This is a genomic window from Lentzea sp. NPDC036955 (genome assembly GCF_055608005.1).
Map to the genome: position 1 here is coordinate 321,668 of NZ_JBVJRC010000004.1, position 20,999 is coordinate 342,666.

Annotated in this window: 16 protein-coding genes; 4 read left to right on the plus strand and 12 right to left on the minus strand. The window is 69.5% G+C overall.

What is annotated here, in order from left to right:
- Positions 1-34 precede the first annotated feature (34 nt).
- From mctP to ACZ7CF_RS14995, 11 genes are all read right to left on the minus strand, one after another.
- Positions 35-1,669: a monocarboxylate uptake permease MctP gene (gene mctP, locus ACZ7CF_RS14945; RefSeq protein WP_360394016.1), complete on the minus strand. Its 1,635-nt coding sequence runs from the start codon at positions 1,667-1,669 to the stop codon at positions 35-37.
- Positions 1,669-1,935, minus strand: coding sequence for a DUF3311 domain-containing protein (locus ACZ7CF_RS14950; protein WP_360394018.1), 267 nt, complete (start codon positions 1,933-1,935; stop codon positions 1,669-1,671). Before ACZ7CF_RS14950 ends, mctP begins: the two co-directional genes overlap by 1 nt.
- A 107-nt stretch (positions 1,936-2,042) precedes the next feature.
- Positions 2,043-2,735, minus strand: coding sequence for a GntR family transcriptional regulator (locus ACZ7CF_RS14955; RefSeq protein ID WP_360394020.1), 693 nt, complete (start codon positions 2,733-2,735; stop codon positions 2,043-2,045).
- A 106-nt stretch (positions 2,736-2,841) separates the two neighbouring features.
- Positions 2,842-3,738, minus strand: coding sequence for an ROK family protein (locus ACZ7CF_RS14960; protein WP_458429889.1), 897 nt, complete (start codon positions 3,736-3,738; stop codon positions 2,842-2,844).
- A 72-nt stretch (positions 3,739-3,810) separates the two neighbouring features.
- Positions 3,811-5,922, minus strand: a complete 2,112-nt coding sequence (locus ACZ7CF_RS14965; RefSeq protein ID WP_470369783.1) for a pentapeptide repeat-containing protein — start codon at positions 5,920-5,922, stop codon at positions 3,811-3,813.
- A gap of 58 nt (positions 5,923-5,980) precedes the next feature.
- Complete coding sequence (locus ACZ7CF_RS14970) at positions 5,981-6,742, minus strand: amino acid ABC transporter ATP-binding protein (RefSeq protein WP_470369784.1); 762 nt, start codon at positions 6,740-6,742, stop codon at positions 5,981-5,983.
- Entirely contained in the window at positions 6,739-7,536 is a 798-nt protein-coding gene (locus ACZ7CF_RS14975; RefSeq protein ID WP_360394031.1) for an amino acid ABC transporter permease, read from the minus strand. The genes ACZ7CF_RS14970 and ACZ7CF_RS14975 overlap by 4 nt, the downstream gene beginning before the upstream one ends.
- Positions 7,537-7,610: 74 nt before the next feature.
- Positions 7,611-8,432, minus strand: a complete 822-nt coding sequence (locus ACZ7CF_RS14980) for a transporter substrate-binding domain-containing protein (protein WP_360394033.1) — start codon at positions 8,430-8,432, stop codon at positions 7,611-7,613.
- Between the two features lie 258 nt (positions 8,433-8,690).
- Entirely contained in the window at positions 8,691-11,345 is a 2,655-nt protein-coding gene (locus ACZ7CF_RS14985; protein WP_470369785.1) for an MGH1-like glycoside hydrolase domain-containing protein, read from the minus strand.
- 63 nt (positions 11,346-11,408) lie between these two features.
- Positions 11,409-13,106 (minus strand): ATP-binding protein, encoded by a 1,698-nt coding sequence (locus ACZ7CF_RS14990; RefSeq protein ID WP_360394038.1) that lies wholly within the window; start codon positions 13,104-13,106, stop codon positions 11,409-11,411.
- Positions 13,107-13,181: 75 nt separating this feature from the next.
- Positions 13,182-14,603, minus strand: coding sequence for a M20/M25/M40 family metallo-hydrolase (locus ACZ7CF_RS14995; protein ID WP_470369786.1), 1,422 nt, complete (start codon positions 14,601-14,603; stop codon positions 13,182-13,184).
- Between the two features lie 355 nt (positions 14,604-14,958).
- Here ACZ7CF_RS14995 and pdhA point away from each other — a divergent pair, with 355 nt between their 5' ends.
- The 4 genes from pdhA (at position 14,959) to ACZ7CF_RS15015 (ending at position 19,641) form a co-directional block, all read left to right on the plus strand.
- Entirely contained in the window at positions 14,959-16,155 is a 1,197-nt protein-coding gene (pdhA, locus tag ACZ7CF_RS15000; RefSeq protein WP_470369787.1) for a pyruvate dehydrogenase (acetyl-transferring) E1 component subunit alpha, read from the plus strand.
- Positions 16,155-17,180 (plus strand): alpha-ketoacid dehydrogenase subunit beta, encoded by a 1,026-nt coding sequence (locus tag ACZ7CF_RS15005; protein WP_470369788.1) that lies wholly within the window; start codon positions 16,155-16,157, stop codon positions 17,178-17,180. The genes pdhA and ACZ7CF_RS15005 overlap by 1 nt, the downstream gene beginning before the upstream one ends.
- A 14-nt stretch (positions 17,181-17,194) precedes the next feature.
- Positions 17,195-18,601 carry a dihydrolipoamide acetyltransferase family protein gene (locus ACZ7CF_RS15010; RefSeq protein WP_470369789.1) on the plus strand — a complete coding sequence of 469 codons (1,407 nt, stop codon included), beginning with the start codon at positions 17,195-17,197 and terminating at the stop codon, positions 18,599-18,601.
- A gap of 116 nt (positions 18,602-18,717) precedes the next feature.
- The gene (locus ACZ7CF_RS15015; RefSeq protein WP_470369790.1) at positions 18,718-19,641 is read left to right on the plus strand and encodes a helix-turn-helix domain-containing protein; all 924 of its coding nucleotides are present in this window, start codon (positions 18,718-18,720) and stop codon (positions 19,639-19,641) included.
- A gap of 142 nt (positions 19,642-19,783) precedes the next feature.
- On the opposite strand, the gene ACZ7CF_RS15020 is transcribed toward ACZ7CF_RS15015, so the two are convergent.
- Positions 19,784-20,998: an acyl-CoA dehydrogenase family protein gene (locus ACZ7CF_RS15020; RefSeq protein ID WP_360394054.1), complete on the minus strand. Its 1,215-nt coding sequence runs from the start codon at positions 20,996-20,998 to the stop codon at positions 19,784-19,786.
- Position 20,999: the final 1 nt, after the last annotated feature.

A 20,999-nucleotide genomic window follows, 5' to 3' on the forward strand; every position in this document is an offset into this window, starting at 1 on the left:
GCCCGTTGTCGTCAGCCTTGCGTCTCGACAGGTGTCAGTGCGCGGCCACCGGCTTGACCCGCGGGCTGTCCTCGTCGACGTGGTAGTCCGACGGGTCGGTGTGGTCGACGCCGTTGGAGACCCCGGCCTTCCTCGCGATCAGCGTGGCGATCACCGCGACCAGCAGGTTCACCACCAGCGCCACGATGCCGACGTAGATCTGCACGGTAGAGGCGCCGAACGGGTGCCAGCCGAAGATCGACAGTTTGCCGAGCGGCAGCGCCGACCCGGCGAAGTGCGCCTTGCCGATGGCCGGGTTGCCGATGTTGTAGAGCAGCCACATGCCGTAGCCCATGCCCGCGACCCAGCCGGCGATCAGGCCGTAGACGTGGAACCAGCGGGTGTACAGCGCGATCGCGACCGCCGGCAGCGTCTGCAGGATCATCACGCCGCCGATGAGCTGCAGGTCGATCGAGAACTGCGGGTCGACGAACACGATGAACGCGACAGCGCCGAACTTCACGACCAGCGACGCGAGCTTGGCCTGCTTCGCCTCCTGCGCCGGCGTCGCGTCCTTCTTCACGTACTCCTTGTAGACGTTGCGCGTCCACAGGTTCGCCGCCGCGATCGACATGATCGCCGCGGGCACCAGCGCACCGATGCCGATGGCCGCGAACGCGATGCCCGCGAACCACGACGGGAAGTTCTGGCCGAACAGCTCGGGAACGATCGTGTTCGTGTCGGGGCGGCCGGTCGCCTGGTTGACGATCGGCTTGGTGCCCGCGCTGATCGCGACGTAGCCCAGCAGCGCCAGCAGACCCAGCACCAGCGAGTACGCCGGCAGCGCGACCATGTTGCGCTTGATGACGTTGCGGCCGCGGCTCGCGAGGATGCCGGTCAGCGAGTGCGGGTAGATGAACAGCGCCAGCGCGGAGCCCAGCGCCAGCGTCGCGTACTGCAGCTGGTTGTTGCTGTTCAACAGGATGCCGTCGGTCTTGGCCGGCGTCGCGTCGAACTTGGCCTGCGCGTCGTTGAAGATCTCGCCCCAGCCGCCGAACTTCGCGGGCAGGTAGACGATCGCCACGAGGATGACGATGTAGATCAGGATGTCCTTGACGAACGCGATCAGCGCCGGCGCCCGCAGGCCCGACTGGTAGGTGTAGAGCGCGAGGATCACGAACGCGATGAACAGCGGCAGGTGGCCGAGGATGCCGGAACCGTTGAGGCCCATCGACCGCAGCACCGCTTCGAGACCGACCAGCTGCAGCGCGATGTACGGCATGGTCGCGACGATGCCGGTGACGGCGATGATCAGTGCCAGCCAGTGCGAGCCGTAGCGGCCCTTCACGAAGTCGGCGGGCGTGACGTAGCCGTGCACGCGGCTGACCGACCACATGCGCACCAGCGGCAGGAAGACGATCGGGTAGAGCACCACCGTGTACGGCAGGGCGTAGAAGCCGAGCGCACCGGCACCGAACATCAGCGCCGGCACCGCGACGAACGTGTACGCGGTGTAGAGGTCGCCACCGACCAGGAACCACGTGATCCAGCTGCCGAACTTCCGGCCGCCCAGACCCCACTCGTCGAGGTGGTCGAGGGTCTCGCCCTTCTGCCACCGCGCCGCCACGAAACCCATGACCGTGACGAGCAGGAAGAGGACGCTGAAGACGATCAGCTCAGTCCACTGCATCAGTTCGCTCCCTCGTCCAGGTCGTCGACACCCAGCTCGTCCGGCTTACCGGTGACGACCGGCGCGTCCTTGGTCTTCACGTAGACCAGACCGACGGCGAGCACGCCGACCGGCACGAACACGAACTGGTACCAGTAGAAGAAGGGGAGCCCGAAGAGGCGGGGCTCGTCCATGTTGAACCACGGTGTGATGAGCATCAGCAGCGGGACTATCAGCAACAGGTTCCAGTTGCTCCAGCGCAAGCCGGTCCTGGGTTCCGACGGCATGGGGCCCTCCGTGTACGCGGTGTTGCGCGGATGTTAGGCCTGACGACACGGCTCGTCAGCACGCTGATCGGAATCGTTGCACTCCGCTTAACACTTTCTTTGGGCGGTCAGCTCCGCGCTTCCCCGAGCTGCTCGACGAGGTCGGCCTCCGCGAGGTCGAAGTACTCCCGCAGCTTGCCGGTCGCGCGGTCCACGTCACCCGCGTTGAGCAGCTCGACTATCTCCCGGTTCAGCGGCAGGTACGCCAGGTGCAGCCGCTTCGGATCGCTGACCACCCGGAACGCCAGCATGAGCTCCGCGAACAGCCGGTCGGACTCCTCGCTCAGCCGGCTGCTGCCCGCCAGCCCCACGATCCCGCGGTGGAACCGCACGTTGGCCGTCCCGACCCGCCCCCAGTCCTTCCTGGACCCGTGCGAGAGCGCTTCCTCGACCGGCATCCGCACCGCGTTGCGCCGCGCCTCGTCGACGTCGGCCCACTTCTGCAGCGCACCGCACTCGATCACCCGCCGCGCCGCGTAGAGGTCGCGCACGTCCTCGGCCGTCGGCGTCCGCACGAACACCCCGCGGCTGTGCTCGTGCACGAGGATTCGATCCCGCGTGAGCAGCCGGAACGCCTCCCGCAGCGTGTTGCGGCTGACCCCGAGCGCCCCGCCGATCGCCTCCTCGCTGAGCCGCAGGCCCGGCGCCAGCTCCCCGTCGAGCACGCGCTCGCGCAGCATGTCGGCGACCTTCTGCGCGGTGCTGGCCCGCTCCAGGCCGCCCTTGCCCTGCGCCAGCGTCGACACCCACGTCTCGGTCACCGCGCCAGTCTATTTGCGGGATCGTTCGATTGCAGTATCGTTCAACAATTCTACAATCGCGCGCCGGTGCCCACGCATCGCCGCACCGGATCGCGCCTGCCCCGCCTCACCGGGCCTGGACCAGCGCCGCCGCCCCGACCAACCCCGCTTCCCCACCGAGCTCCGCCGCCCGCACCTCAAGACCCGCCAGGTACGACAACCCGGCGTGCGCCTTCAACGCCCGCCGCACCGGCTCGAACAGCAGCTCACCGGCCTGCGCCACCCCGCCGCCGATCACCGCCACGTCCAGGTCGCACACCGCAGCCGCCCCCGCGATGGCCATCCCGACGGCTTGGCCAGCGCGGTCGAAGGCGGCCAGCGGGATCTCCTCACCGGCGAGCGCTGCGGCGGCGAGCAGGGCGGCGTCGGCGTCGTCCGGGGCCTGCCAGCCCGCGTGGCGCGCCCAGGCGACCATGCGGGGGCCTGCGGCCACGGTTTCCACGCAGCCGCGGCCACCGCACGTGCACGGCGTGCCGTCCGGGTCCACGACGACGTGGCCGATGTGGCCGGCGTTTCCGGTGCGACCGCCGAACGGGCGGCCGTCGAGGACCAGGCCGCCGCCGACGCCGGTCGAGACGACCAGGCCGACCAGGTAGCGGCTGCCCTGGCCGGCGCCGCGCCAGTGCTCACCGAGGGCCATGCAGACGCCGTCACCGGCCAGTTCCACCGGCACGCCGGGGAGCAGGGACGCCACCGAGTCGCGCAGTGGGAAGTTCCGCCAGGACGGCACGTTGATCGGCGACACGGTGCCGTCCACCGTGTTGACCGGGCCGGCCGAGGCGATGCCCACACCGGCCACCGCCACGTCGGCGACCACCGACGTGACCAGCGACGACACCGCGGGCCACGGGTCCGCGGCGGGGGTGGGGACGCGGGTGGTCCGCACCACCGCGCCGGAGGGGTCGACGAGGGCGGCGGCGATCTTGGTGCCGCCGAAGTCCAGTGCCAGCACCAGATCAGTCACGGTCGCCGATCCTAATCCGCGCACCCCGGCAGCGGCTCCACACCGATCACAGTGGACGGTGTGGCGGCGGGGTCAGCGCTTCAGCATCCGGGTGAGACCGGCGGCCACGGTCGTCGCCAGCACCCAGCCGGACACGATCAGGCCGGACGCGATCCACATCGACGTGCCCGGCGTCTGCCAGCGGTTCTTGTTGCCGAAGTCCACGATGGGCACGACCAGGTCGATCGTGTAGAGCCACGCGTTCCACGGCAGGTGGTCGTCCTCGTTGATCGGCACCAGCGGGCCCTTGTGCTGGAACCAGATGCTCCCGATCAGCCACGCGGTGATCAGCCACCCCAACGCGCGCGCCGGGCGGTAGCCGTAGCCGACCATCGAGCGCTGCAGGAAGCTCCACAGCAGCACCAGCGGCCCGAAGAACCGCATGCCCTCGGCGACCGCGCGGTACCGCAGGCGCTGCTTCTCGATCAGCACGGTGGAGGCGTGCTCCTCGTTGCCGGCCGCGGTCAGCATCTCCGCGAACTGGTCGTACGGGCGCGGGTGGTAGCTGCGCCGCATCGCGTGCCGCAGCCAGCGCAGCCGCTGCTCGACCTGGGCGTCGTCGCGCAGGTCGATCGGGTGGGCCAGCGAGTCGTAGCGGAAGTCGTCGAGGTCGATGAAACCGGTGGCGTTCCAGAAGTTCTCGTTGTCGTCCAACGAGTTGCAGCGCGCCTGCCGCAGCGTCACGAGACCCTTCGGCGGTGACACCACGTTCAGCATCAGCTCCTGGACCTGCATGCCCATGCCGTTCAACGCGTGGCTGTCGAGCTTGTAGCCGAGCACGCCGCCGTTGAAGTTCGCCATGCGGCCGATCACCGCGCGCCGGCACCGCACCCCGCCGTGCGCCACGAACTCCTTCTCGCCGCGCGCGCAGATGAGGTCGCGGCCGATGGTGGCACCGCCGATGTCCAGCGACGGCTTCTCCCGCGGCTGGTGGCGGTACTTGCCCGGCTTGGTCAACCGGCTGCCGCGCAGGTCGAGGTTCGCGCCCACGGTCACGGCGCGCAGCTCCAGCCCGCCGGAGACGTTCGACTCGCGGACCACGAAGTTGCTGCCCACCCGCGTCCGGTTCGCCAGCACGGCGTCCGCGAACGGGTTGTCCACAACGGCGCGTTCCACGGTGATGCTGCCGCGCACGTGCGTGTCGACCATCCGCAGCTGGCCCTGGATGTGCACGCCGCGGCCCACGACGTCACCGCCGATCTCCGCGCCGTCGACGTGCAACGCGCGCCCGGCGCCGGTCGGCTCGGTGCCGACGGCGGGGGGCGACACGGCGTCCAGCACGGCGTCGGCGAACGACAACGTGCCGCAGATCTTCGCGTTCACCGCGCGGATCGTGCCCGCGCTGGTGAAACCGCGGTCGAGCTCGACGTCACCGGACACGTCCACGCGGTCGAGGACCAGCGTCGCCGACGGGTCCGCGTGCGGGTCGGTGGTCTCGTCGAACTCCGCGCCGCGCGATAGCACCGCGCCGCGCAACGACAACGCCGAGCTGATCCGGGCGTTCGCGAGGAACACCACGCCGTGCGAGGTGAACGTGCCGAGGAAGTTGCCGCCGACCTGCACCCCGTTGCCGTTCAAGGTGAACCCGTCGGCGTTGCTCAGCACCGCGCTGACGAGGTTGACGTTGCCGCCGATCCGCGCACCGGCGATCCGGATCTCGCCCTCGGTGCGGATGCCGAAGCCGAGCAACGCGCCGGCGAGCGTCACCCGGTCAGCGTGCACGCACAGCCCTCCGGGAACGCTGAACTCGCTGTCGCGCAACAGGACCGAACCCGCGATGTCGGCGTCGGTCAGGTCGACGAGGCCGCCGACGCGACAGCCGAGCAGCGAGACGTCGTTGCTGCTGTGCAGGTTGCGCGCCTGCAGACCGGGCAGGTCGCAGTCGGTGAAGGAGATGCCGGCGAGGTTCGCCTGCCGCAGGTCCGGTGTCGCCTCGAACCGGCAGCGCTCGAACTCCAGCACGTACGGCACCTCGACCGCGCGCAGGTCGAGCACGCCGGTGACGACGTGGTCCACCACGCGGATGACGGGTGGGGTGCTCGGCTTGCGCCGCGGCAACCGCCACCCGCCACCGCCGGTGCTGTTCTCGTTCTCCCCCAGGCCGCGCAGTACGTCAGCCGCAGGGAGCCTCTTCTGCGTGGCCACCGCACCAGTGTGACCGGCCGCGCCGCGTTTCGAGGTCGATCACGGGGAACCGGCGCGGCTACGCGGACGGCCCCTGGTGCGTCGGGTCGAGCACGCGCGACAGGAACGACTTGGTGCGCTCCTCCTGCGGGTTGCCGATCACCTCGGCCGCCGGGCCCGCCTCGACGATGTAGCCGCCGTCCATGAAGATCACCTTGTCGGCGACCTCGCGGGCGAACTGCATCTCGTGCGTGACGACCAGCATGGTCATGCCCTCGTCGGCGAGCTGCCGCATGACGCCGAGCACGTCACCGACGAGCTCGGGGTCGAGCGCGGAGGTCGGCTCGTCGAACAGCATCACCTCTGGGTCCATCGACAGCGCGCGGGCGATCGCCACGCGCTGCTGCTGCCCGCCGGACAGCTCCGCGGGCATGGAGTTGGCCTTCTCCTTGAGCCCCACGCGTTCGAGGTTGCGCAACGCGATCTCGTTCGCCGCCTGCTCGCTGCGCTTGAGCACCTTGCGCTGCGCCATGGTCAGGTTGTTCATGACGTTGAGGTGCGCGAACAGGTTGAAGCCCTGGAAGACCATGCCGATCTTCGTGCGCGCGAGGTCGATGTCGACGTCCGGGTCGGTGAGCTCGACGCCGTTGACGACGATCCGGCCTCCCTGGGGCTCCTCCAGCAGGTTGATGCAGCGCAGCAACGTGGACTTGCCGGAACCGGACGGGCCGATGATGCAGACCACGTCACCGCGGTTGACCTGGAGGTCGATGTTCTTCAGGACCTCGAGCGGGCCGAACGACTTCTTCAGCCCGCTGATCTCGACACTGACGTCGCTCATACGACGGCCACCTTCTTCCCGCCGGAGCGCCGTTCCAGGTACCGCGACAGGTAGCCCAGCGGCAGCGTGATCACCAGGTAGGACAGGCCGACCACGAGGATCGGCGTCAGCGTGGGGCTGCGGCTGAGGAACTCGCGGCCGAACTTGAGCAGCTCGTAGTCGTCGCGCGCCAGGCCGATGACGTAGACCAGCGACGAGTCCTTGGTGAGCAGGATCAGCTCGTTGGTCAGCGGCGGCAGGATGATCCGGAACGCCTGCGGGATCACGATCGTGATCATCGCGCGGCCCCGCGACATGCCCAGCGAGCGCGCGGCCTCGACCTGGCCCTTCGGCACCGCCTGGATGCCGGCGCGGACCGTCTCCGCGATGTAGGCACCGCCGACGAGGCCGAGCGCCATCATCACGATCGAGTAGATGTCGAACTTCAGCTGGAACGCCAGCGGCACCGCGACGGTGAACGCGAGGAACACCAGCAGGGCGGGGACACCGCGGAAGAACTCGATGTAGACGGTGGCGATCCACCGGTACGGTGCCACCGACGAGAGCTTCATCAGTGCCAGCAGCAGGCCGAGCACCAACGCGAGCCCGAACCCGAACAGCGTGTAGATGACGGTGTTCTTGAACGCGACCGTGATGAGCTCGGGGAACATCGCCCCCGCGGTATCCACGTCGAAGAACGTGTGCGCGATCTCCGACCAGTTCGCGGTGAACGCCACCACCAGTGCGACCAGCACCAGCAGGCCGTACTGCGCGTACCTGAAGTATGTGGCGCGCTTTCGCTTGGACAGCGCCATGTGAGGCTCCTAGCGGATCGGTCCGGACGTGAGACGGGGTCGGCAGGTCCTCTGCCGACCCCGTGGGAAGCCGCTTACTTCGACGCCGGCTTCTTGCCGAACCACTTCTCGTAGATCTTGTCGTACTCGCCGCTGCTCTTCGCGTCCTTCAACACCTGGTTGACGACGTCGAGCAGGGCCTTGTTGTCCTTCTTGATGCCGATGCCGTACTTGTCGCCGGTCGGGAACTCCGTCGTCACCTCGGTGTCGGGGAACTCCTTGGCGTAGTCGTACAGCGGGCCGTTGTCGTTGATCGCGGCGTCGACGGACCCGGTGCGGACCGCCGTCTCCTGCAACGTCAGGTCCTCGAACTGCACGACCTCGTAGCCGTACTTCTCCTTGTTCTCGTTCGCGTAGATCTCACCGGTGGTGGACTGCTGCACGCCGAGCTTCTTGCCCTTCAGCGCGGCCAGGTCCTTGTAACCGGTGCCCTTCTTCACGAGCAGGGCCTGCTCGGCGTCGAAGTACGGGTCCGAGAAGTCGAGCGCCTTCTTGCGCTCGTCGGTGATCGTCATCGCCGCGGCGGCGACGTCGCAGTCGCCGACGTTGAGGCTCTGGCCGTTCTGGATGCCCTCGAACGCGGTGTCGAGGATCTCCTGCTGGACGTTCAGCTTCTTGGCCACCAGGTCGACGAGGTCGACGTCGAAGCCGATGGTCTTGTCGCCCTCGCTGTACTGGAAGGGCTTGTACGACAGGTGCGTGCAGGTGACGAGCTTGCCGTCCTTGACGAGCTTCACCCCGCTGTCGCTGCTGGTGCCGCCACCGCTGTTGGTGCTCGTCGCGCAGCCGGTCAGCGCGGTCAGCGCTAGGGCCGCTGCGGGCAGCAGGGCGAGCACGTGCCTGGTTCGACGAGCCACTGCGTCACTCCTCGTAACTGTTGCGGACGAGTGAACGGGATACTGCCACCCGGGTGACGTGGTGGACAGCACGTGCGTGTTACAGGCCACTCCGTTGCAACAATTTTGCGTGACATGGGCAAATCGGCCGCAGGATGTTGCGCAAATTGGCCTAGATCACACAACGTCTGCACGTATTGCACACGAATGGTGACGAACTGCGAGCGCGTCCTTGATCAGGATTTGATCACGGGGACCGCGGGTCGGTCCGGTTCCGCCTCAGCTGCTCCGTTCCGTGAGCAGCCCCGCCACCAGCGCCGTCCACCCCGTCTGGTGCGTCGCCCCGAGCCCTTCGCCCGTGTCGCCGTCGAAGTACTCGCTGAACGTCACGTGCCGCCGCCAAAGGGGTGACTCCGACGCCTCGATCCGCTTGCCGTCCGACGGCCGGCGCCCGTCGTGGTCGGGCAGGAACAGCCCGACCAGCCGGTCGCTCAGCTCGTCCGCGACCTGACCGGCCGTCATCGCCCGCCCGGAGTTCGTCGGCATCTCCACCTGGAACTCGCCGCGGTGGAACGCCTCGACCGTGCGCAGCGCCTCGACCAGCAGGGCGTTCGTGGGCAGCCAGACCGGGCCGCGCCAGTTCGAGTTGCCGCCGAACATCGGGGTGTGCGACTCGCCCGGCTCGTAGCCCATCCGGTGGTCCTGTCCGGCGACCTTGACCTCCAGGCCCTCGCGGTGCGCGGCGCTCAGCGACCGGATGCCGTGCGGCGAGAGGAACTCGTGCTCGTCGAGCATCCGGTGCAGCACCCGCCGCAGCCTGTGCTCGTCCAGCAACGACGCGAACGCGCCGCGCTCGTAGTGGAACGTGATGAACTGCCGCAGCTCCGGCCGCCGCTTGAGCAGGTGCTCCAGGCGTGACGTGAAGCCGTGCAGCTCCTCCAGCACCCACGGTTCCAGCACCGCGGACGCCAGCAGCGGGATCAGGCCCACCATCGACCGCACCCGCACCGGTTCGGACTCCACTGACCCGTCGTGGGCGCGCCGGGAGACCCGGTCGTAGCAGAAGCCGTCCTCGTCGTGCCAGATGCCGCTGCCCGACGACCCGAAGTGCGTGAACGCCTCCGCGATCGACAGGAAGTGCTCGACGAACTTGGTCGCCACGTCCTCGTACGACTCGTCGTCGCGTGCCAGCTCCAGCGCGATCTGCATGAGGTGCAGGCTGTAGGCGGCCATCCACGACGTGGCGTCGGACTGCTCCAGCCGCCACTCGCCGAGCATCGGCTCCGACCGGTTGACCGGGCCGATGTTGTCCATGCCGAGGAAGCCGCCCTCGAACAGGTAGCTGCCGCCGGCGTCCTTGCGGTTGACCCACCAGGAGAAGTTCAGCAGCAGCTTGTGGAAGACCTTGGCGAGGAACCCGCGGTCCCTGCTGCCGTCCGCGCGGTAGACCTGCAGCGCCGCCCACGCGTGCACGGGCGGGTTGACGTCGCCGAACTCCCACTCGTAGGCGGGGATCTGGCCGTTCGGGTGCATCATCCACTCGCGGCAGAACAGCAGCAGCTGCTCCTTCGCGAACGCCGGGTCGACCAGCGTGAACGGGATCGTGTGGAACGCGAGGTCCCACGCCGCGAACCAGGGGTACTCCCACTCGTCCGGCATCGAGATCACGTCGGCCACGTCGAGGTGCCGCCAGTGCACGTTGCGCGCCTCGGGGGTGCGCCGCGAGCTGGGCGCCTCGGGCTTCGTCGGGTCGCCGTCGAGCCAGTCGCGGGTGCGGAAGCGGTAGTGCTGCTTCGTCCACATCAGACCGGCGAGCGCGCGCCGCAGCACGTGCCTCTGCTCAGGCCCCGCCTCGGGCGCGATCGCGTCGTGGAACTCGTCGGCCTCCAGCCTGCGGGCGGCCATGGTCTCGGCGAAGCTCGGCCCGAACGGGTCCACGTGCCCGTCGCCGCCGGTCAGCCGCAGCCGCACCGTCACCGTCTCGCCCGGCTCCACCGGGTCGAACGAGTACCAGGCCGCGAACTTCGTGCCCGCCGCACCGGGGTCGTCCGGCCCCACGACCTGGCACGCGCTGGTCGAGCCGCGCACCACGTACTCGCAGATGCCGTCCTTGGCCCACGGCGACGGGTTGCGCTCGGCCCCGAAGAGCGCCACCTCGTTGCTCTCGTTGTCCGTCATCAGCAACGACGGCGAGTCGTCCAGGTGCAGCGTGTACCGGCCGAGGTTGCCGTGGTCCGCGGTCACCTTGCGCCCGGTCGTGGTGCTCGCGACCAGCCGGCACGGCCGCCCGTCCCGCCCCCACGCCCAGGTGTTGCGGAACCACAGCTGCGGCAGCAGGTGCAGCGGCGCGTCCTCCGGTCCGCAGTTCGTGGCGCTGATCTCGACGCAGATGTCGTCGGTCTCCGCCTTCGCGTACGTGACCACGACGTCGAAGAACCGGTTCTCGTCGAGCACCCCGGTGTCGGACAGCTCCGGCTCCCGGTTCTCCCGCCCCGCGGTGCGCGCCATCTCCCTGAGCCGCTCGTACGGGTACTCGCGCTGCGGGTAGCGGTAGACCACCTGCATCCAGGAGTGGGTGGGCGTCCCGTCGGTCACCCACCAGTGCTCCTTGACGTCCTCGCCGTGGTTGCCCTCCTCGTTGGCGAGACCGAAGTACCGCTCCTTGAGGATCGGGTCCCTGCCGTTCCACAGCGCCAGGGCGAGGTTGAGGAACCCGTGCACGTCGCAGATGCCCGCGATGCCGTCCTCGCCCCACCGGTAGGCCCGCGAGCGGGCGTGGTCGAACGGGAACGACGCCCAGGCGTCACCGCCGGGCGAGTAGTCCTCGCGGACCGTGCCCCACTGCCGGCCGGAGAGGTACGGCCCCCACAGCCGCCACGGCGAAGTCGGTGTGCCCGACTCCGCGAGACGCGCCCGTTCCGCTTCTTCGCCCATCGACCCAGTGTGCGTCACGGATTCGGAGGTCCGGTCACCTCCTGGTCAGCGCTGAGTCGTTCCTCACTCGAGCCCTGCCCACAAGTACCTGCGCTTGGGGCTGTTGGGTGCGCCCTCGACCCGCGCCAGACCGGCCTTGACCAACTCGTCCAGTCTGGTCAGCACCGTCTGCCGCGAGTAGCCGGTGGCGGCGGCGAGCTCGGCCGCGCGCGCCACCCCCCTCACGCGGAGTGCGTCGGCAACCTCTGGTCGGGGTTGGTCGACGGTGAACAGATCGGGCGTCTCGGCGGTCACGCCCAGCGAATAGGTCGCGTACCGCCGGCCGCCTGTGCGGACCGCCAGCTCCTTGGTGACCAGGTCGCGGAGCACGGTCGTGGCCTCCGCCCGACTCGCCCCGAACTGCCGGAGGGCCGCGTTGCTGATCGGCCGGCCGTGGAACATGGTGGCGAGTGCGAGCTCGTGCAGCTGGGTGAGTCCCGACTGCCGGAGCCCGGTGAGCCACCGCCGCGTTCTGAGGTCGAGCAGTTCGGACCGGCTGAACTCCACCTCGAACCGGCTCAACGGACTGCGGAAGATCGGTCGCGCCAGTCCCGAGCGCTGCAACTCCCTGATCATCGCGGGGATGCCGGACGCCCTGTTCTCCGCTACGAGCCGATCGCTGCCCGGCAGGAAGGTGTCCGACAGCAGCGAGGCGAGGAACGCGTTGCGCGACGAGCTGACGCCCTCGGCGCCGAGGTCCTCGAGCAGGACCGGACCGAAGAGGCCGCCTGGGCTGCGGACGACCAGCCGGTCCGGGTGCAGCTCGATCTGTACTTGGACACCCCTCGTGCCACCGCTGTAGTCGCGGTGCAGCACGGCGTTGACCACGGCCTCGCGAACCGCTTCCATCGGGTAGTCCGGCATCTCGCGCCTGCCGGAGCCGTCGACGAACGAACGGGTGCGCATGTGGCGGCGCAGCACCGCCATGGTCTCGGCCACCAGCTCGGGTATCGGGCCGCGGATCACCGGGTTGTCCGTGAAACGCGCTTCGGTGTCGTCACCGCCGTAGACCACGACCGACACGGTGAGCTGGGGGAAGTACTGCTGCGGGTAGGTGCCGAACGTCAACAGCCCGCCCAGGGACGGGACCAGGTGACCGTTGTCGGCACGGACCAGGACGCGCATGCGCTCCAATGCCGTGACCTCGTCCACGTCGCGGAACGCGCGGGTGGTCTGGCGGACGCGTTCGATCGTGCGACCGAAGGCGACCCGGTCCAGGTCGCCGACGACGGCGTCCGGCACGGCCTCCAGGTCGTAGCGGGGTTGGCCGCGGTTGGCGATCGCCAGACCGATCTCCACCTGCGTCATCCGGCGGTCGCCGTCACCGACGCGGACGTAGGAGCCGGACGCGATGCCCTTCGCCTCGACGTAGCAAGGCCGTTGGTCCGCTGGGAGCGGGTCGATCTCGGCGACCACGACCGGTGCGCCCTCGAAGTCCAGGACGTCCACCGCGATGCGCAGCGGCGGGTGCAGGGAGTCGCTCGCCTGCGAAGCCAGGTCGTCGCGCAACTTGGCCGGAGCCGTGAGCTCAACCGGCCGGAACCCCTCGTTCTCGGCCAAGCCCAGGACGAGGGTGCCGCCGTGGGTGTTGGCGAACGCGGACAGCGTCTCGAGCGTGCTCTTCGGCAGGCCGCCCGCAGCGGCCTTCACCTCGACGTCGGCCATCTCCGCGCCTGCTCGGCGCAGGCGGTCGACGAGTGAGGTCAACGCTGAGGTGTCCACCGGCACCACTCTCTGCTCTCAAGTACTCTCCAACTGAGTGGAGAGTACTTGAGAGTAGTGGGGAGTAGCGGAGGGTTATGACCCCTGTGCCGCGTGCGCGTCCAGCACCAGCGCGACCGCCTCGGTGACCCTGGCCGCGTGCGCCAGGTGCAGCCACTCGTCCGGCACGTGGCAGTTCGAGTCCGGTCCGATCACGCCGGTGACCACGAACTGCGCCTCCGGGTACGCCTCGTGCAGCAGCCCCATGAACGGGATCGAGCCGCCCAGCGACACGGTCCGCCACGGTGCGCCGAAGACGTCCTTGCCCGCCTCGTCGAGCACGGCGGACAGCCACGGGGCCAGCTCGGGCGCGTTCCAGCCGTCGGCGGCCTCGACGCGGGAGAGCTCCACGGTCGCGTTGTAGGGCACGTCGGTGGTGAGCAGCGTGCGCACCGCCTCCAGCGCGGCCGCGGAGGACGCGGTCGGCGGCAGGCGGAACGACAGGACCAGCGAGGTGTACGGGCGCAGCACGTTGCCCGCGTCGTCGGGCAGCGGCAGGCCCTCGGCGCCGGTCACGGACAGGGTGGGCCGCCAACCGGAGTTCAGCGCGAGCTCGACCTCGTCCGGCGACATCGGCTGCAGGTCGCCGACGCGCGGGACCGGGTCCCACAGGGCGCCCGGTGCGGCCTCGACGGCCTCGCGGACCTCCGCCAGCCGGTGAGCGGGGATCTCGACGTGCATCTCCGGCACCAGGACCTCGCCGGTCTCGGAGTTCTCGATGCGGTCGAGCAGGGTGCGGGCGATCCGGAACGACGACGGCACGATGCCCGACGCCATGCCGGAGTGCAGGCCGCCCTCCAGCACCCGCACGGTGACCGTGACCTGCACCAACCCGCGCAGCGACGTGGTCAGCCACATGCGGTCGTAGTCGGAGCCGCCCGAGTCGAGGCAGACGACCAGCGACACGCGGCCCAGCCGGTCGGACAGGTGCTCCAGGTACGCCGGCAGGTCGGGCGAACCGGACTCCTCACCGGTCTCCAGCAGCACGACGCAACGGGCGTGCGAACCGCCCGACGCGCGCACGGCCTCGATTGCGGCAACTGCGGCATAACCGGAGTAACCGTCATCGGCAGCGCCGCGCCCGTAGAGACGTCCGTCACGCAGCACGGGGGTCCAGGGGCCGAGTCCTTCGCCCCACCCGCCCACCGGGGGCTGCTTGTCGAGGTGTCCGTAGAGCAACACCGTGTCGTCGCCGGAGTTGCCGGAGGCCGGCACGTCGACCACGAGCAGCGGCGTGCGTCCCGCCAGTTGGACGACCTCCAGGGTCGCGCCGGGCAGGTTTCGCGAGGCGATCCACGCGCGCACGTGGTCGATGGCGGCGGCCAGTTCGCCGTGTTCCTCCCACGCCGGGTCGAAGGCGGGGGAAACGGCAGGCACGGCCACGAGCCGAGACAGGCTCGGGACGATCTCGGAGTCCCAGAGCGTCCGGACGGTGCTGGTCACAACGGAGCGGTCCACCTCTCGATCCTGTCACGACTCCGCCTCTGCCCGCGTCGTCAGACTCTTACCAGGAGGCCCGCACAGAAGTTAACGATCGGTAACCGGGACAGTGGCGTCCGGTAGTCGGACGGCCTACTCGGAGGGCAAAAGGTCGAACCTCCGACTGTTGTCCCTGATCAGAACGTTGACTCGTGTGTTACGAAGTGGGACGGGTCTCACCAACTCGGGTGAGGCCGTGTCAGGATGTGGTCGTAAGCCACCGTCACCGTCGACGGCTGCCTCCGGCCCCACAGGGCTGGCGGCGACCGCCGACGTCGCCGCACGAGGTCGTCACGAGCGATCGGGCGGTCGGAGAAGACAGAGGAGAAGGCGCATGTCGTCCCCTGAGCAATGGACGCACCCTGAGCCGGACGCAGCGCCGGCCGCCACTGCCGCGAAACCGACGGCGGAACAGGTGATCGCGGGCTTGCGAGCGACCGACGAGGGCGGCGCCGACCTGGTGCAGCTCCTCACCCCCGAGGGCGAGCGGGTCGAGCACCCCGACTTCGACATCGACATCACGGCGGAGGAGCTGCGCGGCCTGTACCGCGACATGGTCCTGATCCGCCGCGTCGACCGCGAGGCGAACGCGTTGCAGCGCAAGGGCCAGCTCGGCATCTGGGTGCCGCTGCTGGGCCAGGAGGCCGCGCAGATCGGTGCCGGCCGCGCGATGCGCCCGACCGACATGGCCTTCCCGAGCTACCGCGAGCACGGCATCGCGTGGACCCGCGGGATCAACCCGACGGAGCTGCTCGGCATCTTCCGCGGCACCGACCAGGGCACCTGGGACCCGGTCGAGAAGCGCTTCCACCCGTACACGATCGTCATCGGCAACCAGGTCCTCAACGCGGCCGGGTACGCGATGGGCCAGAAGTTCGACGGCAAGGTCGGCGACGACGAGGGAGAAGCCACCATGTGCTTCTTCGGCGACGGCGCGACCAGCCAGGGTGACGTGCACGAGGGCTTCGTGTGGGCCGCGGTCTACGACGCGCCGCTGGTCTTCTTCTGCCAGAACAACCAGTGGGCCATCTCCGAACCCACCGAGCGCCAGTCGCGCCTGCCGTTGTACCAGCGCGCTCGCGGCTACGGCTTCCCCGGCATCCGGGTCGACGGCAACGACGTGCTGGCCACGCTCGCCGTGACGAAGTGGGCGCTCGACGAGTGCCGCCACGGCAACGGCCCGATCCTGATCGAGGCGTTCACCTACCGGATGGACGCGCACACCACCTCCGACGACCCGACCCGCTACCGGCTGTCGGACGAGCTGGAGATGTGGAAGCTCAAGGACCCGATCGAGCGGGTCAAGGTCTACCTCGTGAAGCAGCAGTGGGCCGACAGCGCGTTCTTCGAGGGCGTCGAGGCGGATGCCGACAAGCTCGGCGAGGAGCTGCGGGAGTTCTGCACGAACATGCCCGACCCGCCGGCTGAACGGATCTTCAGCAACGTCTACGCGGAGGGGAACCCCAACCTCGACGCGCAGCGCGATGAGTTCCTCGACTACGTCTCGGGTTTTGCTGGAGGTGAGCACTGATGGCTGCTCCGACGATGGACCGCTCCACCGCTGCCGCCCCGGCGACCCCGGTGCAGACGCTCACGATCTCGAAGGCGCTCAACATGGGCCTGCGGGCGGCCATGGAGGCCAACCCCAAGGTCATCATGATGGGCGAGGACATCGGCAAGCTCGGTGGCGTCTTCCGCATCACCGACGGCCTGCAGAAGGACTTCGGTGAGCAGCGCGTGCTGGACACGCCGCTCGCGGAGTCCGGCATCATCGGCACCGCCGTGGGCCTCGCGATCCGCGGCTACCGCCCGGTGTGCGAGATCCAGTTCGACGGCTTCATCTTCCCCGGCTTCGACCAGATCGTGTCGCAGGTCGCGAAGCTGCACTACCGCACGCAGGGCAAGATCAAGATGCCCATCGTGATCCGCGTGCCGTTCGGTGGCGGCATCGGTGCGGTCGAGCACCACTCGGAGTCCCCGGAGTCGTACTTCGCGCACACCGCCGGCCTCAAGGTCGTCTCGTGCTCGAACCCGGCCGACGCGTACTGGATGATCCAGCAGGCGATCGACTGCGACGACCCGGTGCTGTTCTTCGAGCCGAAGCGCCGCTACTACGAGAAGGGCGAGGTCGACACCACGACCCAGCCCGGCAAGCTGTTCGAGTCGCGCGTGCTGCGTCCCGGCACGGACGCCACGCTGGTCGCCTACGGCCCGATGGTCCGCACCTCGCTCGACGCCGCCAACGCGGCCGCCGAGGACGGCACGTCGCTGGAGGTCATCGACCTGCGCACGCTGTCGCCGCTCGACCTGGAGCCGGTGTTCGAGTCGGTGCGCCGCACCGGCCGGCTGGTCGTCGTGTCCGAGGCGCCGTCCGAGTCCTCGATCGCCAGCGAGATTGCGGCCAAGGTCCAGCAGGAGTGCTTCTACTCCCTGCAGGCACCGGTGCTGCGGGTGACCGGTTTCGACACCCCGTACCCGCCGTCGAAGCTCGAGGAGGAGTTCCTCCCCGACCTCGACCGGGTGCTGCACGCCGTCGACCGCTCTCTCGCCTGGTAAGGGGACAACCGGAAATGCCGCAGTACAAGCAGTTCCCCCTGCCGGACACGGCTGAGGGGCTGACCGAGGCCGACATCCTCACCTGGCACGTGAAGCCGGGTGACACCGTCACGGTCAACCAGATCATCGTCGAGATCGAGACGGCCAAGGCTGCCGTCGAGCTGCCGTGCCCGTGGGCCGGCGTCGTGACCGAGCTGCTCGCGGAGCCCGGTCAGACCGTCGAGGTCGGCGTCCCGATCATCACGATCGACACCGACCCCGGTGGCGCGGCCGCACCCGCCCCCGCTCCTGCCGCGGCAGAGACGAACGGCACCTCGTCCGGCAAGATCGGCGAGGAGATGCCGGGCGGGCGCATCGCGACGCTCGTCGGCTACGGCCCGAAGTCCGGTGCGGCCAAGCGCCGTGCCCGCAAGGACGCCCCGGCCGTGGCCGGCGCCGCCGTCGCCGCGGTCACCCCGGCCGCCGTCGCGGCACCGCCGGCCCCCGCCCCGGCTCCGGCTCCGGTCGTCCCGGAACCCGTTGCGGCGGCTCCGGTCTCGGCCCCCGGCGGGTACGTGCCGCTGGCCAAGCCGCCGGTCCGCAAGCTCGCCAAGGACCTCGGCGTCGACCTGCGCGCGCTCACGGGCTCCGGCCCCGGCGGCGTGATCACCCGATCCGACGTGGAGAACGCGGTGTCCGCACCGGCCGCCGCACCCGTTGCCGCGTCCACTGTGGACAACGGCACGCGGGAGCGCCGGGTGCCGATCAAGGGCGTCCGCAAGGCGACCGCGCAGGCGATGGTGGACAGCGCGTTCACCGCACCGCACGTCACCGAGTTCCTGACGGTCGACGTGACGCCGATGATGGAGCTGCGGGCCCGGTTGAAGAACCACCCGGAGTTCCGCGGCGTGAAGCTGACGCCACTCGCGTTCTGCGCCAAGGCCGTGATCCTCGCGGCCCGCCGCACACCGGACGTCAACGCCACGTGGGACGCGGCGGCCAACGAGATCGTCTACAAGGACTACGTCCACCTCGGCATCGCGGCCGCCACGCCGCGCGGCCTGGTGGTCCCGAAGGTCCGCGACGCCGACCGCATGTCGTTGAAGGAACTGGCCGTCGCGCTGGACGAGCTCGCCACGGTGGCCCGCGAGGGCAAGACCGCGCCGGCCGACATGATGAACGGCACCATCACGATCACCAACGTCGGCGTCTTCGGCGTCGACACCGGCACGCCGATCCTCAACCCCGGTGAGTCCGCGATCCTCGCCCTCGGCGCGATCCGCGACATGCCGTGGGTGGTCGACGGCGAGATCAAGGTCCGCAAGATCTGCCAGCTCGCGCTGTCGTTCGACCACCGCGTGGTCGACGGCCAGCAGGGCTCGCAGTTCCTGTCCGACGTCGGCGCGCTGTTGGCCGAGCCGGGCATCGCGCTGACCTACTGATCCCAGGTCCGTGAAAGGCCCCCGTGCTGCGGCACGGGGGCCTTTTCGCTGTTCAGCCACCTGTTCGGCCAATCCGGCTTGACCCTCCAGCCACTGGAGACTGCACAGTTGTCCCCGTGACGCGCTACCAGATCGGCGAGCTGGCCAGGATGACCGGCCTGACCGTCAAGACCATCCGGTTCTACTCGGACTCGGGCCTCATCCCGCCCACGGACCGGACCGCCGGCGGGTACCGCACCTACGACGCGGAGGCCGTCGCCCGGCTCAAGCTCGTCCGCACCCTGCGCGACCTGGGTGTGGACCTGCCGACGGCCGGGCGGGTGCTCGCCAAGGAGGTGTCGGTGACCGACGTGGCGCGTGCACACGCTGATGCGATCGACGCGCAGATGAGGACGTTGCGGCTCCGCCGTGCCGTGCTGCGCGCCGTCGCCAAGGGAGGGGAGATGGAACTGATGAACGAGCTGGCCCGCATGTCGGACGAGGAGCGGCAGCGCATCCTCGACGACTTCTTCGAGGACGTGTTCGGGCCGTACGAGCTGGACCCGCAGTTCGAGCAGCACATGCGGTCCGTGCGGATCGAGCTGCCGGACGACCCGTCGCCGGAACAGCTGGAGGCCTGGGTCGAGCTCGCGAAGCTCGTGCAGGACCCGGACTTCCGCGCGTCGATCAAGCGGATGTCCCGGCAGCACGAGCAGTACCGCCGCGACAACGTGAACATGACCCCGCCGTCGAGCGGCAACCAGATGGAGACGTTCACCTACTCCATCGACCAGGCACGGCAGGCGATCGAGGCCGGCATCGCACCGGACTCGGCGGAGGCCGCGGAGGTCGTCGCCCGCGTCAACGCGAAGTGGGCGGAGGCGCTGGACGTGCCGAACGACGAGACCGTCGTGCGGCGGCTGCGCGAGTTCGCCGACTTCGCGGACCCGCGCGCCGAGCGGTACTGGGTGCTGATCGGCCGCGTCAACGGCTGGCCCGTCATGCCGGACAACACCCGCGAGCGCGAGTGGCTGCGCGCCGCCGGGGTGCCGCTGGGCTAGACCCTGCGCACGACGCGGGAATCAGCTGGGCGCCCAGCTCGTTCCCGTGGCGACGAAGGGGACGGCTCGCGGTGGACGGGGTCTTCAAGCCTCGCAAGACCCCGCCCCTCAGACGGCCTGAGGACGGCCTGGGGTGATCAACTCACTTGATCTGCATCCCGGAGATCATCCGCGACACCACCAGCCGCTGGATCTCCGACGTCCCCTCGAAGATGGTGAAGATCTTGGCGTCGCGGTGCATCCGCTCCACCGGGTGCTCCCGCGTGTAGCCGGCGCCGCCGAGGATGTGGATCGCCCGCTCGGTCGCCCACACCGACACCTCGGACGCCTTCAGCTTCGACATCGAGCCTTCGCCCGCGGTGAACGGCACGTTGTTGCGGCCCATCCACGCCGCCCGCCACACCAGCAGGCGTGACGCGTCGATCTCCATCCGCATGTTCGCGAGGTCGAAGGCGATCGACTGGTTCTCGATGATCTTGCGGCCGAACGCCTCGCGGTCCTTCGCGTACTCCAACGCGTAGTCGTAGGCGGCCCGTGCGACACCGACGGCCATCGCGCCCACGGTCGGGCGGGTGGTCTCGAAGGTCGCCATCGCCGCCTGGCCGCCGGCCTTCAGGCCCTCACGAGCTCGTGCCAGCCGGGCGTCCAACCGCTCCTTACCGCCCAGCACGCAACGGCCCGGCACCCGCACGTCGTCCAGGAACACGTCGGCGGTGTGCGACGCGCGCATGCCGTGCTTCTTGATCTTGCCCGGTGACGACAGGCCGGGGGTGCCAGGGGGAACGATGAAACCGGCCTGCCCGCGCGAGCCCAGGGCGGGGTCGACGACTGCGGTGACCACGTGCACGTTCGCGATGCCGCCGTTGGTGGCCCAGGCCTTCTGGCCGTTCAGGACCCACTCGTCGGTGGCCTCGTCGTAGCGGGCCCGCGTCCGGTAGCCCGCCACGTCCGAGCCCGCCTGGGGTTCGGAGGCGCAGAACGCCGCCAGCTTCGGGTCCGACTCGTCGCCGAAGCACTCCGGGACCCACTCGGCCAGTTGTTCCGGCTCGCCGCCCGCGAAGATGCCGGCGACCGCGAGACCGGTGCCCATCAACGACAGCGCGATGCCCGCGTCACCCCAGAAGAGCTCCTCGGTGGCGATGGGCAGCGACAGCCCGATCGGGTCGGCGAACCAGGTCGCGAGGGCCTCGAAGCCGTAGAGACCGATCTTCGCGGCCTCCTGGATGACCGGCCACGGCGTCTCCTCGCGCTCGTCCCACTCCGAGGCCGCCGGCCTGATGACGTCGCGAGCGAAACCGTGCACCCAGTCGCGCAGGTCGGTCTGGTCTTCGTTCAGTTCGAGCGAGAAGCCACCCACG

What these genes read in the sequence shown, in the direction of transcription:
- ACZ7CF_RS15005 (WP_470369788.1), top strand. Translation starts at nt 16,155, where the DNA reads ATGGCTGCTCCGACGATGGACCGCTCCACCGCTGCCGCCCCGGCGACC.
- mctP (WP_360394016.1), bottom strand. Translation starts at nt 1,669, where the DNA reads ATGCAGTGGACTGAGCTGATCGTCTTCAGCGTCCTCTTCCTGCTCGTC.
- pdhA (WP_470369787.1), top strand. Translation starts at nt 14,959, where the DNA reads ATGTCGTCCCCTGAGCAATGGACGCACCCTGAGCCGGACGCAGCGCCG.
- ACZ7CF_RS15010 (WP_470369789.1), top strand. Translation starts at nt 17,195, where the DNA reads ATGCCGCAGTACAAGCAGTTCCCCCTGCCGGACACGGCTGAGGGGCTG.
- ACZ7CF_RS14985 (WP_470369785.1), bottom strand. Translation starts at nt 11,345, where the DNA reads ATGGGCGAAGAAGCGGAACGGGCGCGTCTCGCGGAGTCGGGCACACCG.
- ACZ7CF_RS14970 (WP_470369784.1), bottom strand. Translation starts at nt 6,742, where the DNA reads ATGAGCGACGTCAGTGTCGAGATCAGCGGGCTGAAGAAGTCGTTCGGC.
- ACZ7CF_RS14950 (WP_360394018.1), bottom strand. Translation starts at nt 1,935, where the DNA reads ATGCCGTCGGAACCCAGGACCGGCTTGCGCTGGAGCAACTGGAACCTG.
- ACZ7CF_RS14975 (WP_360394031.1), bottom strand. Translation starts at nt 7,536, where the DNA reads ATGGCGCTGTCCAAGCGAAAGCGCGCCACATACTTCAGGTACGCGCAG.